The sequence below is a fragment of the Chitinophaga sp. SVR4-12A genome (assembly GCF_056754765.1).
Map to the genome: position 1 here is coordinate 420,423 of NZ_JBPGWP010000001.1, position 15,297 is coordinate 435,719.

General features: G+C 49.7%; 11 protein-coding genes. 4 read left to right on the plus strand and 7 right to left on the minus strand.

Features of this window, described 5'->3' with window-relative positions:
* The first annotated feature begins 118 nt into the window (after nt 1-118).
* Nucleotides 119-4,507: an Ig-like domain-containing protein gene (locus ACR9Y8_RS01725; RefSeq protein WP_481211493.1), complete on the plus strand. Its 4,389-nt coding sequence runs from the start codon at nt 119-121 to the stop codon at nt 4,505-4,507.
* Nucleotides 4,508-4,884: 377 nt separating this feature from the next.
* Here ACR9Y8_RS01725 and serA read toward each other — a convergent pair whose 3' ends face one another.
* Complete coding sequence (gene serA, locus ACR9Y8_RS01730) at nt 4,885-6,120, minus strand: phosphoglycerate dehydrogenase (RefSeq protein ID WP_481211494.1); 1,236 nt, start codon at nt 6,118-6,120, stop codon at nt 4,885-4,887.
* 214 nt (nt 6,121-6,334) lie between these two features.
* Here serA and ACR9Y8_RS01735 point away from each other — a divergent pair, with 214 nt between their 5' ends.
* Nucleotides 6,335-7,549 (plus strand): serine hydrolase domain-containing protein, encoded by a 1,215-nt coding sequence (locus tag ACR9Y8_RS01735; protein WP_481211495.1) that lies wholly within the window; start codon nt 6,335-6,337, stop codon nt 7,547-7,549.
* Nucleotides 7,550-7,551: 2 nt separating this feature from the next.
* On the opposite strand, the gene ACR9Y8_RS01740 is transcribed toward ACR9Y8_RS01735, so the two are convergent.
* Both ACR9Y8_RS01740 and ACR9Y8_RS01745 read right to left on the minus strand, forming a co-directional pair.
* Complete coding sequence (locus ACR9Y8_RS01740; protein ID WP_481211496.1) at nt 7,552-8,529, minus strand: cation diffusion facilitator family transporter; 978 nt, start codon at nt 8,527-8,529, stop codon at nt 7,552-7,554.
* 57 nt (nt 8,530-8,586) lie between these two features.
* Nucleotides 8,587-8,811: a DUF2905 domain-containing protein gene (locus ACR9Y8_RS01745; protein WP_481211497.1), complete on the minus strand. Its 225-nt coding sequence runs from the start codon at nt 8,809-8,811 to the stop codon at nt 8,587-8,589.
* 85 nt (nt 8,812-8,896) lie between these two features.
* Between ACR9Y8_RS01745 and ACR9Y8_RS01750 the strand changes: the two genes are divergently transcribed.
* Both ACR9Y8_RS01750 and ACR9Y8_RS01755 read left to right on the plus strand, forming a co-directional pair.
* A complete protein-coding gene (locus tag ACR9Y8_RS01750; protein ID WP_481211498.1) occupies nt 8,897-9,817 on the plus strand; it encodes a S1C family serine protease in 921 nt (306 codons plus the stop codon).
* A gap of 114 nt (nt 9,818-9,931) precedes the next feature.
* Nucleotides 9,932-10,447 carry a hypothetical protein gene (locus tag ACR9Y8_RS01755; protein WP_481211499.1) on the plus strand — a complete coding sequence of 172 codons (516 nt, stop codon included), beginning with the start codon at nt 9,932-9,934 and terminating at the stop codon, nt 10,445-10,447.
* Here the strand turns inward: ACR9Y8_RS01755 and ACR9Y8_RS01760 are convergent.
* From ACR9Y8_RS01760 to thrS, 4 genes are all read right to left on the minus strand, one after another.
* Entirely contained in the window at nt 10,444-11,472 is a 1,029-nt protein-coding gene (locus ACR9Y8_RS01760; protein WP_481211500.1) for a fatty acid desaturase, read from the minus strand. The two genes, ACR9Y8_RS01755 and ACR9Y8_RS01760, sit on opposite strands and share 4 nt — an antisense overlap.
* Before the next feature lie 243 nt (nt 11,473-11,715).
* Nucleotides 11,716-12,213, minus strand: a complete 498-nt coding sequence (locus ACR9Y8_RS01765; protein WP_481211501.1) for a hypothetical protein — start codon at nt 12,211-12,213, stop codon at nt 11,716-11,718.
* Between the two features lie 280 nt (nt 12,214-12,493).
* Nucleotides 12,494-13,171, minus strand: coding sequence for a translation initiation factor IF-3 (infC, locus tag ACR9Y8_RS01770; RefSeq protein ID WP_481211502.1), 678 nt, complete (start codon nt 13,169-13,171; stop codon nt 12,494-12,496).
* Between the two features lie 99 nt (nt 13,172-13,270).
* Nucleotides 13,271-15,211 (minus strand): threonine--tRNA ligase, encoded by a 1,941-nt coding sequence (gene thrS, locus ACR9Y8_RS01775; RefSeq protein WP_481211503.1) that lies wholly within the window; start codon nt 15,209-15,211, stop codon nt 13,271-13,273.
* Nucleotides 15,212-15,297: the final 86 nt, after the last annotated feature.

Consider the following 15,297-nt stretch of genomic DNA (forward strand, 5'->3'; position numbering starts at 1 on the left):
TACTTAAGAACTTAGGGTTTGTTATGTCGGGGACACTATGCCACAACATTACTATCATAGAGGAACCAGCTACTCTCTGACCGAAATAATATTTTGTTTTTCGTAATACTTCAGACAAGTGATTAGATTATCAGCCTTCCTATGCCTGATCATGGCTTTTGTGAGTACTGGAACTGTTCTGGGGCAGGCGTTTGTCAACGCTCCTAAAACGGTTTGTACGACGATAAAAGACAACGAGCACTATGCGACCATGACCGCCAATGTGACCGGAGAAACGGTCACCGATACCAGGTACACCATTACCCCTGGTGTTGCAGGTACAGACTATAAAGTGGTATATGGGGCCATTAACAGCGCACAGCCTGGCCGTCCATCCCTTGTCATTGAGTTTATCAAAGATGGCAATTACACCGTTAAGGCCGACATGAATACCCCTTCAGGACCTTATACTGCCAATGCCTTCATCAGGGCTTCTGCCTGCCCGATGCCGGATTGTAAAGGCGTCAACACTTCCTCAACGATGGCTGGTTTTACAGAGGATTTTGGCGTTACTACAGTTCCGGTTTCATTATCCCCAACAAGAGGCACTACACAGTTCACCGCCAATACGGCCGGCACACTTAACCCGAATGAATATGTTATTCATAGTACCACAGCTGGCTTAAGCGCCGACTGGATCACCACGGGCGACCATACCAGGAACACTGATGGCGCTATGATGATCGTGAATGCAGATGCCGCTCCCAACATTTTTTACAGCAGGGAAGTAACAGGGCTCTGTAAAGGCGCGATCTACAAGTTCGGCGCATGGATGAAAAATATTGATACCCAAACTTATTTTGAGAATAGCTGTGGTGGCAGCTACAGCAACCCAGGCATTACTTTTGAGATACTGGATGCTGTAAGCGGCGCCCTGCTGTCCACCTTTAATTCAAATGATCTTTCTGTTCCCTACCAGGCAACACTTAGTAATAACGGCTGGCAACAAATGGAGTTCAGCTTTAAAACCATGCCCGGCATCACCAACGTGATCGTGCAGATCAAAAACAATGCACCGGGCGGCTGCGGAAATAACATTGCGATAGACGATATTACCTTTGCATATTGTACACCGTATATTTATTCATTCTTTGATGGTCAGACGGACCAGGAAGGCGGACAGTATACCATGTGTGCGGGTTCTCCCACCAACCTTACTTCTAACTTTACGCCTTCGGGCTATTTTACCAAACCGCAGTATTTCTGGCAATATAGCAAAGACAGTGCTGTTTGGGTTACCATTTCAGGAGACGGTGACGGCGTGGCGGGCACCGCTACTTCTGTACTGAATTTTGCAGAAGGTGCGCTCTTGCTGGAGGGTGATCCGGTGGTGCCAACTACCCTCTTCTTCCGTTTGAAGATCTATGAGGAGGGGAATACGGAGGGCTGTGCCGCGCCATCCAAACCTTTAAGAGTAACCTTGCTGCCCAATCCCAAGGTGGTGGTGCCCGATAACGAGATCTGTATCGGCGATACCGCTTTACTATCGGCCACCGGCGGCTTTGATGAATACGTATGGGACCTTCCGCTGGATACCATTGCAGAAGAGGTGCAGGTTGCACCAACAGAAACCTCGGTCTATACGGTAACCGGTTTTAAGGAATATGGTAGTGGTCGTGTGTGTTCGCGTACCGGGGCAGCAGTGGTGATCGTTGATGCGAAGCCCGTACTGGACAGCATTGTCGGTCCTGCGAATATCTGTCTTGGCGAAGAAGTAACGCTCTCCATACCCGACACACTTGCTTTATATGACGTGCAATGGACCCCTACCGGCGACATTTCCACCGAGATAAAACATACACCGGCAACACCGGGAACAAGTACTTATGCGGCTACTGTGACCAATGGTATGTGCGTGGTAACTGCCACAAAAGACATTCTGGTGAACGATATTCCTGTTGCAAACGCAGGTGCGGACACCATCCGGCAGTGTAATAACGGCAACTTTACCATGGCCGCTGTAATGGCTGCCGGGGAAGCGGGTAAATGGACCATTGCAGGCCCTGCAAACGGCGCCGTTATCGGGAAAGACGACGATCCTATGACTCCTATAAATGGCCTTGGCGGTGGGCAATCTGTTACATTGGTATGGTCGGTTCAAAAAACTGCGAATACCACCTGCACAAGCACGGATACAGTAGTGCTTATGAATGTAGCAGTGCCCATTTCCAGCCTGGCCGGTCCTGATCAGAGCCAGTGCGGTACGCTGGACCTGTTCACCATGGCAGCCAATGTTGTTCCGGCAGGAGCAATCGGCACCTGGAAAGTAGAACAGGGAACAGCCACTATCACGGATGCCACACAGCCTAACACCACAGTGACGGTAACAGGCATCCAGGATGTGATGCTTTCCTGGACCATCTCCAACGCTACCTGTTCCGGCAACCCTGACACTGTAATACTGAGCAAGAAGAATGCACCGGGCATCGTATTGAACGCTATTCCGCCTTCCTGTAACGGCGAGGCGGTGTTGAGACTGCCTTACGCCTCTGTAAGCGATAATCCGACGCTGTTCAATGTAAGAGCCGCTGCCACCAACGTAATGCCTGGCTTTACAACTACTGCAGACAGCGCCCTGGCAGCTTCTCCGCTGAGGGTCTCCTACCCTGCCGCTACGCCTGCAGGCAGCTATGATTTCATATTAAACATCAAGAACGGTGGCCCTGGCTGCGCGACAGATGTACCTTTCTCTGTGGCTGTAGAAAATGGCTCAGTAGCGGCTACCGGTGTTACTGCCGATAAAACAGAACTGTGTGCCGGCGGCAATGTTACGCTCAGCCTCCAGGGCGGCAGCCTTGGCGGCGGTGCTAGCTGGGTATGGTATGCAGACAGCTGCGGCGGTACCAGCATCGGTTCTGGTCCCACCATTACAACTACCGTTACCAAGACCACTACCTACTATGTGCGGGCTGAAAGCAGCGGCGCATGCAGCGCCACTTCATGTGCTTCCGTGTTGGTGACCATCGTAGATAAACCACCGGTAGTAACTTTCACGCCTCCTGCGCTTACTGTAGAATGTAAGCAGGGCAAAGATTACACGACGCTGTTCGGAACACCGCAGTTCAGCCATCTGCCTTATACCAACATGCCGCTGACCGTAACCTTTGCAGACCTTTCTACTGTGAATGGTTGCGACCAGACACTGACCCGTACCTGGACCGCCACTGACCAGTGCGGGTTCAGCACAACGGCTTCACAAACGATCACTATTACAGATAAATCAGCGCCTGTATTCACTACGCCTAAACCGGCGGATATCACCGTGAACTGCGACGCTATACCGGCTGCGATCACATTGGATGCAGTAGACTCGTGCTACGGCGCCATGACGATCACCCCGGTAGAGACCCGCCAGGCTATTCCCGGCGCCTGCGCCAGCAACTATCAGCTGCTGCGCACATGGACTGCTACGGATCCCTGCGGTAATACCGCTAGCCTTGTACAGACCATTACGGTAAAAGAACTGACGCCACCGGTGTTTACCACCCCGGCTCCTGCTGATATGGCGGTGGACTGTGGCAATGTGCCGCCGGCTGCTACCCTTACTGCTACGGCATTCTGCAGCGGCACCATTATCACCGCCACATCCAGTGATCAGCGCCAGGATATTGGCGGCGGTAACTGCACTTACCGCATCATTCGCACCTGGACGGCAACAGATGATTGCGGCAACAGCAGCAATGTTACACAAAACATCACCGTACAGGATACCACCAGGCCGGTATTCACCGTTCCGCCGCCTGCCGATGTACAAGTGAACTGCGATGCCATTCCTGCACCGCCCACAAATGTATCAGCTACTGATAATTGCGGTTCAGTGAAGATCAGCCGTACACAGATACAGGAACCGGTAGATATACCGGGCGTTTGCGGCGCTTTCCGCCTTATCCGCGTATGGACCGCTACAGATGAATGTGGCAATGCCAATGAAGCGCGCCAGGTGATCACTGTATATTGTGATGGACTGCCGAGGGTTGCATTGGGTAACGATACCATCCTGTGTAACGGCGAAACACTCCGCCTGCGCGCTGATGGCAACGATATCAGCAGCACTACCCGCTGGTCTGATGGTTCTACCGGCCCCGCCCTGAGCGTATCTACTGCAGGTACCTATGGTGTAACGGTAACGAATAAGTGTGGCGCCAGCTCAGACGAGGTGAAGGTTACCTATATCCCCTGCGATCCGAAACCTACTTTTGCCAATGCCTTCTCTCCCAACGGAGATGGTAACCACGACCGCTTCAGGCCGGTGGTATACCGCGGCCTGATGTTGGGATACCAGCTGCGCATCTACACCCGCTGGGGTCAGCTGATCTACGCAGATGAAGATCCGAAGAAAGGCTGGGATGGTTCCTTACATGGCGGCCCGCAGGCCAATGTAGGCACTTACATCTGGTGGGTTAGCTATAAGAAAGAAGCCGATGGCCAGCCGATCATCGTCAGCGGCATCGTGAACGTATTGAGATAAACTCCATTAAGGTTACCAGTATAAATGGAAGACCGTTTGCCAGCCGGCAGACGGTCTTTTTTCGTTTATAAGGCCTTGTTTCCTATTGCATCTTCGGTTAAAACCCGGTGAACACCCGATATACCTATCTTCCCGTTTCAAAATATTGAGATGATACAGATGTAGATCTCATCTCTCTTCAAAAGAAATATGAGATCTGCATCTATACTACATGAATATTACGGGATATCCTTATCTCAATACCGGGTTTGAATAGGCCTTTAGCAGGATTTCTACCCGGAAAAACACGGGTTTTAAGCGGCAAAACGGGATGCTGTAAAATGAAACAGGGGATGTAATGTATTTACATCCCCTGCTTTTTTATAATTCAGGTCTGTTTAGTACAGCAACCTGGTCTTGATCGTATGCTTCACTTCCTTCAATGCGGCAAAAGCTTCCTGTGATAACTGGGTATCCACATCCAGCACCACGTAGCCGATTTGCTCATTTGTTTTCAGGTATTGTCCCAGGATGTTGATCTTCTTCTCAGACAAAGCCGTATTGATCTCTGAAAGTACCCCCGGCACGTTCTTGTGAATGTGCAAAAGACGGTGCGTATGTTCGATAGCGGGAACACTCAGCGCGGGAACGGTGTGTGAACCGAAGCTGGCGCCTTTCTCCAGGTAGTTTAGCATTTTGCTGCTCACATCCAAACCGATGTTGTGCTGGGCCTCTTCGGTGCTGCCACCGATATGGGGCGTCAGTATCACGTTGGGGAGGTTCTGCAGCGGTGTTTTGAAGGCGGCGCCGTTCTTTTCCGGCTCTACCGGGAACACATCGATGGCTGCGCCGGATAATTGTCCCTTTTCCAGGGCTTCTTTCAGCGCATCCAGGTCCACCACTTCACCACGGGCATAATTCAGGAAGATAGCACCTTTCTTTACGTCCTTCAGTGTTTGCTGGTTGATCATGTTATGGGTAGCGCGTGTAGAGGGCACGTGCAGGGAAATGATATCTGCCTGGGAAAACAGCTCCGCCAGTGTTTTCTGCTGTACTGCATTGCCCAGGGGCAGCTTGGTCTCCACATCGTAATACATCACGTTCATCCCCATGCCCTCAGCCAATACACTTACCTGGCTGCCGATGTTGCCGTAGCCAACAATGCCTAAGGTTTTGCCTCTCAGCTCATAGCTTCCTTTGGCTTCTTTCATCCAGGTGCCGTCATGGGCGGCTTTATTTTTATCCGGAATACGGCGTATCAGCATGATGGACAGGCCAATGACCAGTTCCGCTACCGACCTGGTGTTGGAATAGGGCGCGTTGAATACAGCCACCCCGTGCTCCTTGGCCGATTTCAGGTCAACCTGGTTGGTGCCTATACAAAAACACCCGATGGCCTGCAGCTTCCTGGCAGCTGCCAGTACCTTGGCGGTAATCTGTGTTTTGGACCGTATACCCAACAGATGTACATCCTTGATCTCGTTGATCAGCTCTTCTTCACTCAGGGCGCCCGATAGTTTGCGGGTATTGGCATACCCGGCGTCTACAAACTCCGCCACGGCTGCGTCACTGATATTCTCCAGCAAGAGGATATTGATCTTTTCTTTTGGATAACTTGTCAACTTCTGCTCCATATATTAGAATATTAATATGCGTATATAGCGCGCTCACAATTGGCTCAATAATTGTGGGTAACAGGAAAAACAAGGCACAAACCTAACAGAAGTAGACCAATAATCAAACAGGTACTTCGGCAAATTTGATTTTGTCAAAAAATATGTAGATCATTGCCGCGTTTTTGAAATATATTTAGCAGAATAGCAAAAAATATCAGTTGTCAGATTTTCAATGAAGCGTTTAAGAGCATTTTTCTGCATTTTGACTATATCCGGCATTGCGGTATACACGATCTCCGGTTGCCAGAGCAATAGTGCGCGTGGTAAATCTTCCTTCCGCACCAAGACAGAGGACACCTTATACACTATCGCAGAGAGTGAAAAGGAGAAGGCGGAGATCTTAAATTCCCCCCGGACGCACCAGCAGCAACAGGAGTTGTCTGCATTTTTTTCCAACAGGCTTTTACGGACCGGTTTCAACGGCGCCATGCTGGTGGCTAAAAAAGGCGTAGTGATCTTTGAGCAGTATCATGGCGTGGAAGACTTCCGCAACAAGATGCTGATCGGCGAAAGCTCCTCCTTCCAGCTGGCATCCGTGTCTAAGACCTTTACGGCCATGGGGATCCTTTACCTGATGGAAAGGGGTCAGCTAAAGCTGGAAGACACGCTACAGATGTATTTCCCGGACTTTCCGTATATGGGCATTACCATCCGTATGCTCCTGAATCACCGGAGCGGGCTGCCTAACTACCTGTATTTCTGCGACAGCCTGTGGAAAGGCGATAAAGGGACTTTCCTGAACAACGACGAGCTGATAAGACTGATGGTGCAGCACAAGCCGCCCATGCAGCATCAGCCCAATACACATTTCCAGTATTGTAACACGAACTATATGCTGCTGGGCTCTATCATAGAGAAGATCAGCAATAAAAAATACGCCGATTTCATGCGGCAAACCTTCTTTGAACCGCTGGGCATGACAAATACCTTTGTATTTGACCCTACCGGCACTCCCCGCCCCCATCAAACCACCAGCCACAAGTATAATGGCCAGGCAGAGCCAGACACCTATTTTGACGGTGTGATAGGCGATAAAGGCATCTACAGTACTGCGCAGGACATGCTGAAATGGGACCAGGCGCTTTATTCAGGCAACCTGTTCAAGGAATCGACCCTGGAAGAGGCCTATAAGCCCTACAGCAACGAAAAACCCGGAATCCGCAATTACGGGCTGGGCTGGCGCCTGATGGTGTATCCCGAAGGCGGTAAAATCGTCTACCACAACGGCTGGTGGCATGGTAATAATACCGTGTTCTATCGTTTTGTACAGGACTCTACTACGCTTATTATTCTTGGTAACAAGTACGACCGTGGCATTTACCAAGCTATCAAACCTATCAGGGGCATACTGGGGCATGCTGACGGAGAAGACGAATACGAGGAATAAACTCACCCGTGTTTCCGGTTAGGAAGCACGTTTTCCCGGGTCCAGGTGATCTTACCGCTAAAAGCTTCACTTCTTACGGGGCATTCCATCAGCTGGCAATAATGGCAGCAAATGGGCAGGCAGGGATCTGTATGAATGAAGAACTCTACTTCTCCTCCCGGTATCTCGCGGTTCACCAGTGTTTCCATTGCTTTCAGCTCTTCATGCGCCTGGCTCAGCTCCAGGTAGTAAGGCAGCGTAAGGTGGCAATCTATGTGGTAGTTATTGCCATATTGCTGCACCCGCATATTATGCACGTCTATCCAGGCCGCTCTCCTGTTGGCGTTCAATATACCGATCACCTTGTCTATCATCTGCATGTCCGTTTCGTCCATCAGGCCGGAGATAGAGCGGCGCAGCAGCTGGTATCCTTTCCGCAGGATCAGCACTCCCATGATCACGGATACGGCGGGGTCTACCCAGGTCCAGCCGGTAAAGCTGATAACTGCCAATGCCACTACCAAACCCACACTGCTGTACACATCCGTCATAATATGCTGCCCGTTACCGGAGAGGGTTATAGATGACAGTTTGCGCCCGGCACGCACCAGGTACTGACCCAGCAGCAGGTTAATAAACGCCGTGATGCTGATCAGCCAGATACCCTGTGTGAGGCCATGCAGGCCCGGAGCGCCCATGAAATACTGCACCGCCTTAACGAGGATCAGGCAGCCGGCAATGAAGATCATGGCGCCTTCAAAACCGATGGAAAAGAATTCTACTTTACCATGCCCGTAGGGGTGGTTCTCATCCCTGGGCTTTCCGGCCAGGTAAATACTGTAAGAAGCAAATGCACCGGCCACCACGTTGATAATGGATTCCAGGGCATCAGACAAAATGGCTACGGAATGCGTGAGAAAATAGGCCGTAAATTTTGCGGCAGTCAGGAGGAAGCTGACGAGCAAGGAAAGCAGGATGATCCGAAATTCTTTTCTAAGCAATGGTTTTGGTGTTGGTCCTGCAAAAAAAGGAAAAAAGATGGGAACAGGGAAAAGCTATTATTTGAAGAATTTTCCTATGACATACAAAATAAAGCTGAGGAGCACGCTGATGAGCAGCATAGTGGTAATGGGCGCATAGAACCTGAAATTATCGCGCTGGATGCGGATATCCCCGGGCAGGCGGCCCAGCCATTTCAGCTTGTCGCCTGAGTAGAGCAGCACCAGGCCCGAAACAACAGACAGGATGCCGATGATGATGAGTAGTTTTCCTGCATCTTTCATAGCGCTTCAAAAATATGCCTTTTTGGCGGCTTTTCATTGTGGCCTGTTTTCTGCGTTATAACACCCAATAAAAACAGGAGGTTATATGGATGCATATTCTGAAATCATCCATAATGCGGTGGAAACCGCAGGCAAGTCCGTTGTAAAGATAGAACGGCTGGATGCCAACAGGAAAGTAACCGGTACCGGTTCGGGTTTCTTTTTTTCATCAGATGGTTATCTCTTCACCAATTCCCATGTTGTAAATAAAGGCAGCTCTTTTAACGTAGTGTTGCATGACGGCAGCATTTACCCTGCTACGCTGGCCGGCGAAGATCCGGATGCGGATATTGCGATCCTGAAAGCATCTGCTTTTGATTTCCAGGTAGCGCAGCTGGGCGATGTACATGAGCTGAAAATAGGTCAGCTGGTGATCGCCATTGGTAATCCGCTGGGCTTTCAGCATACGGTGACCGCCGGTGTGGTGAGTGCGCTGGGCCGCTCTTTACGGAATGAGCATGGGTTGACGATAGACGACCTGATACAGACGGATACGGCCCTGAATCCCGGTAATTCAGGCGGGCCGCTGATTAATTACAAGGGAGAAGTGGTAGGCGTGAACACTGCCATGATACAGGGCGCACAAGGCTTATGCTTTGCCATCAGCATCAATACCGCCAAGATGATCGCCGCAGAGCTGATGCAATATGGCAAGGTGGTAAAGGGTTACCTGGGCGTAATGCTGCAGCAGGTAAGCCTGGTGCCCAAATTAAGGACTGCCCTGCAGCTTAGGAATAAGAGCGCCCTGTTCATCACAGGAGTAGAGGGCAACAGTCCGGCGGCGAAGGCAGGCTTAAAAGACGGCGACATTATCGTTTCCTTCAACGACAGCCTGATAGAAACGGCGGATGCGCTGTTCCGGCAGTTGAACCGGGAAAAGATAGGCCAGTTCCAGTATCTGAAAGTGATCCGCAGCAACCAGGTGCTGGAGCTGCGGGTAACGCCGGTGGAGAAGAAAGCGGCGTAAAAGCCAGGTTTCAAATTCCAAATCCCAAATTCCAAATTCCAAAGAGCGGAGATTGTCGCAAGTATATTTTCGTTTTGGAATTTGGGATTTGGGATTTGGAATTTAATTTTAGGCATGCATTTGCGTGAGCAGATATTACAGGAAAATTCCCGTACACATACTTTACAGATCGCGGCCTGGATAGGTAATGATCCGGCGCGCCTGGCGCAGCTGGTGGAGCTGTTCCTGCATGACGAGTACCGCGTGGTACAGCGTGCTGCGTGGATCTTAAGCTATGTTGCGCAAAAGCATCCGGAGCTGATGCAGCCGCACTTAGCGGCGATGGTGCAAAGAATGGAGGACAGCGGCATACCGGTAGCGGTGAAGCGGAATGTAACGAGGGTATTGCAGTTTTTGCCCATCCCTCCTGCCCTGCATGGCCCGGTCATGCATCACTGTTTTGAGTTCCTGAGCAACCCGGAAGAAACGATCGCTGTGCGCGCGTTCTCTATGACTGTACTCGCCAACCTGGCAAAAGAATACCCTGATATCCGGAATGAGATAAGGCTGGTGCTGGAAGATGAATTACAGCACCAGCCTTCGCCTGGTTTTGCCTCAAGGGCTAAAAAAATATTGAAAATGCTGGCTTAGCCAACCACTTCTTTCGTTGTTCCGGTTTCTTTGATCAGCTCAACATCCGGTTTGGATTCGTCTGTCAGCTGTACTTTACCCCTGTTGCTCCTGATGATCCTGGAGAAGAGAGAGATCTCCTTATCGAACAGGAAGCGGAAGAACAGTTTGGTCCAGGAAGTATGGAAGTACAGTGTATTGTAAAAAGAAGATGCTTCTTTCCTGATCTGCGGCAGTTTATTCCAGGGAATGGAAGGGAAATCGTGGTGCTCATTGTGGTAACCCACGTTGAAGGCTACCGTGTTCAGCACGCCGTAGTAGCTGTAAGTTTCCTGTTCACCGTGAGTGAGGTAGTGCTCCTGGATCCAGCGGGCGCCCAGGGGATGCAGGCCTACGGAGAAAAAGAAGCTGGCTACGAGGAAGCCAATGGCTTTTGGTCCCCACAGCAGGGTGATACCTGTTACAAAAGCGATCTGCACCAGCCAGTTAAGGGCTATCCAGCCGTCAAAGGGTTTAATCTCTTTTAACCTTGATATACGGAACACCTGGAAGAGCGGGTAGAACAGCAGCCAGATCACTTTACCAATAAAATAGTTATTGATCAGCTTTGCCTCCCAACGGTTGGGAAGGTCGGCATCCAGTTCATGCACACCCTGGAAAGAGTGGTGTTTGATATGATAACGCTCGAAAGAAACCGAGCTGGGCATCACCTGGGGCATATTAGCCAGGATGCCTGCCAGGCGGTTTGCTGCCGGCTTTTTGAAAAGCAATTTGTGGGCGCATTCGTGGATCATCACGAACAGGGCGTGATCAGCAAATGCTCCGAGGAGGTATGCAGCCCCCAGTACGATCCACCATGACTGATCCCTTACCAGCCAGGCCATTACGATTTGAAAAGATACGAGACCCAGGATGGCCCAAAACGTCTTTGGGTTTTTACCAATCAGGTTCCGGATACCAGGATGTTGTTTTAAGATCTCCTTTGTTCTTATACGATGCGGCTCCGGCTGAGCCGAGTGCACAAAATCAGTTACAATTGTTCGCATAACCGGCAAGATATGAATAATAAAATAAAAAATACAATTTAGGATTAGTTAATATTTGTTAAAAATCGGACGAAGAACAATATTAAGAAAAGTATAGTTGTAACAGTTATTGTCAGTACGTGTAACGTCGCCGATATTGTTATTATTGTCAGCGCCGGTTAGTATCACCCTTAAAATAAAAAAACCGCCGGGAAGGATCTTCCCGGGCGGTGCAATTATCAGGATAGTTATCAGCCTTTATCTTTAGTTTCTTCCAACGTACACGGACCAATGATCTTCGAAGGGGACGTATACAAAGTCTTTACCGGTTTTTGCTTCTTTCCATTTATCGCATACATCGTGATAGAAGTAGAACTTGGAGTAGTTACCATACTTTGCGTTCACTTTGTAGATGTAGAGGCCATAGTTACCAACAGCCGGGCCGGCGCCTTTTTCCAGGTTAATGGAGCTGATGGCCAGCTCTCTCATCGCTTCAGCTACCAGCGGATTACACACGCTGTTGTTCTTGATAGCCGGCGCTGTTTTGCAGTCTACTACAATGTAGCTGCTATACTCGTCAGGGTTCAGCTGAGGTATTACCAGCGAATCAATGAGGCGGTTCAGCTGCTTTAATTTTTCTTCCTTCTGGTAAAAAGTGTTCCTGAGATACTCTTCCTCTGTTACACCTTTACAGGAAAACAGTAAGGATGCCATAATGCAAACGAACAAAAGCGAATGTACATGCTTTAGATAAACTCGCATACTGAATGGTTTAATAAGTTAGTAATCCCGGATGCAGGGTTATTTTGATGGGACACTTGTCGCTGTGCTCTTAGATTTTGGTTCTTCGTCCGCCCTGTTTAGTCTCATAACATGCTGGTGGTATCCTACCGACCTATTCGTGTGACCTATCAAATATACGAAATAATTAATAATATATATTATTAATTTATTTAAAAGAAAAATATATATAAAAGAAGAAAGCCGCCCCCGATATTATCGGAGGCGGCTCTAGTATTTTAAATATGCTATAAGCGGGAGATTATGCGTTGCCTTCGGGCCTGGAAGCCGGCTGGGCCTGGGCGGGCTGCTGCTCCCTGGGTTCCCTGGGCTCTTTGTTACCCCCTTCCTTGCTACCGCCTTCTTTCTTCTTGGCTGCTTTAGGAGCGAAGATGGCGATCATGCGTTTCCCTTCCATGGTGGGCATCCCTTCCAGGGCGCCTACTTCTGCGAGGCGTTCGGCGAATTTCAGCAGTATCAGCTCTCCGCGCTCCTTGAACATGATGGCGCGGCCTTTGAACTGTACGTATGTTTTCACCTTATTACCATCTCTCAGGAATTTTTCGGCATGTTTAGCCTTGAAGTCGAAGTCATGATCGTCTGTATTAGGCGTAAAGCGGATCTCTTTCACCTCGCTTTTATGCGCCTTGGCTTTCATTTCCTTCTCTTTCTTCTTCTTCTCGTAAAGGAATTTATTATAGTCGATGATGCGACATACGGGCGGGGTGGCATTTGGGGATATTTCTACCAGATCCAGTCCCTGCTGTTCAGCCATGTGCAGGGCTTCTTCTGTTCTGTAAACGCCTACTTCAACATTTTCTCCTACTAGCCTTACTTCCGGTACACGTATCATTCTGTTGGTACGATGCTCTTGCTGTTGTTCCCTACGAAAGTTCGGGTTTCTCCCGCGGTTAAAATTTGGTCTGGGTGTTTGTTGCATTAAAAAAGTAAAAAATTAATTAATAATTGTCCAGGTATTACAAATTTAACGTTATTAATTATCAATAAATATACCTGGGAAGAAATTATTCAAATGTTTCTATTCAAAAGGTTTCCGGTTTACCACTTCATCATTCACTAAACCGATGAACTGATCCAGGCTCATGGTGCCGAGATCGCCTTTTGCCTGCCGTCTTACGGCTACTACTTCCTCGGTGGCTTCTTTCTCGCCCAGTACCAGCATATAGGGTACTTTCGCCAGTTCCGCCTCCCGGATCTTCTTGCCTATCTTCTCATTACGGTCATCGATCTCCGCGCGAATTTCCGCAATTTTTAACAATTCAGCTACTTTTTCTGCATATATTAAGCTTTTGTTGCTGATCGGGAGCACTTTTACCTGGGTGGGCGTGAGCCACAGCGGGAATTTACCTGCACAGTGCTCTATCAGCACGGCAATAAACCTTTCCAGTGAGCCAAAGGGTGCGCGGTGGATCATTACGGGGCGGTGCTTCTGGTTATCGGCGCCGATGTATTCCAGCTCAAAGCGCTCGGGCAGGTTGTAATCCACCTGGATGGTGCCCAGCTGCCATTTACGGCCCAGCGCATCTTTCACCATGAAATCGAGCTTGGGGCCATAGAAAGCCGCCTCTCCGTATTCTACCACGGTATTGAGTCCTTTTTCCTGGGCAGACTCGATGATGGCCTGCTCTGCCAGGTTCCAGTTCTCGTCGGAACCGATGTATTTGCTCCTGTCTTCCTTGTCGCGCAGGGAGATCTGGGCGGTATATTCTGTAAAGCTCAGGCTTCTGAACACGTAGAGCACGAGGTCTATCACCTTAATGAACTCTTCTTTTACCTGGTCAGGACGGCAGAACAGGTGTGCATCGTCCTGGGTAAAGCCACGTACGCGGGTGAGCCCGTGCAGTTCACCGTGCTGCTCGTAGCGGTATACGGTACCGAATTCGGCAAAGCGTACCGGCAGGTCTTTGTAAGACTTGGGCGATGAACGGTAGATTTCGCAGTGGTGGGGGCAGTTCATGGGTTTAAGCATGAACTCCTCTCCTTCTTCCGGCGTATGGATGGGTTGAAAACTGTCTTTCCCGTATTTCTCGTAGTGCCCGGAGGTGATATACAGGTTCTTATTACCGATATGCGGTGTTACCACGGGCAGGTAGCCGCTTTCTATCTGTGCCTTCTGCAGGAACTGCTGCAGGCGTTCGCGCAGCATGGCGCCCTTGGGCAACCATAAAGGCAGGCCTAAGCCCACTTTTTCAGAGAAGGTGAACAGCTCCAGCTCTTTACCCAGTTTACGGTGGTCGCGCTTCTTCGCTTCTTCCACCAGGGTCAGGTATTCATCCAGTTCTTTCTGGCTGGGGAACGTGATCCCATAGATGCGGGTCAGCATCTTGTTCTTCTCATTACCGCGCCAGTAAGCGCCTGCTATGTTGGTCAGCTTTACGGCTTTGATAAAACCGGTGCTGGGAATATGCGGGCCACGGCAAAGGTCTGTAAAGCCGCCCTGGGTATAGAAGGTGATGGTGCCATCCTGCAGGTCGTTGATGAGCTCCAGCTTGTATTGATCGCCTTTCCCGGTGAAATACTGCAGGGCCTCTGCCTTGCTCACGTCTTTCCGCTGATAGGTACTATTCTGTTTGGCCAGTTCAGCCATTTTAGCTTCCAGCTTTTTCAGGTCTTCTTCAGAGATCGTCTGGCCGCCCAGGTCTACATCGTAGTAGAATCCATTCTCAATAGCGGGGCCAATGCCAAACTTTACGCCGGGGTACAGCGCTTCCAGGGCCTCTGCCATCAGGTGGGCGGAAGAGTGCCACATAGTTGCTTTACCATCTGTATCGGTCCAGGTGAGCAATTGCAACGTAGCATCCGTTGTAATGGGACGGGTGGCGTCTATTACCTGCCCGTTCACTTTTGCTGCCAAAACTTTACGCGCCAATCCTTCACTGATGGATTTGGCAATGTCTAATGCGGTGATCCCTGGTTCGTACTGACGGACTGCGCCATCCGGAAATGTAATGTTGATCATATCGGTTAAGATAGCTATTAGCTACTAGCTGTTAGCTTTTAGCTGTTGACTTAAAATAAATGCTTGCGAAGATAAACAAATTTCCT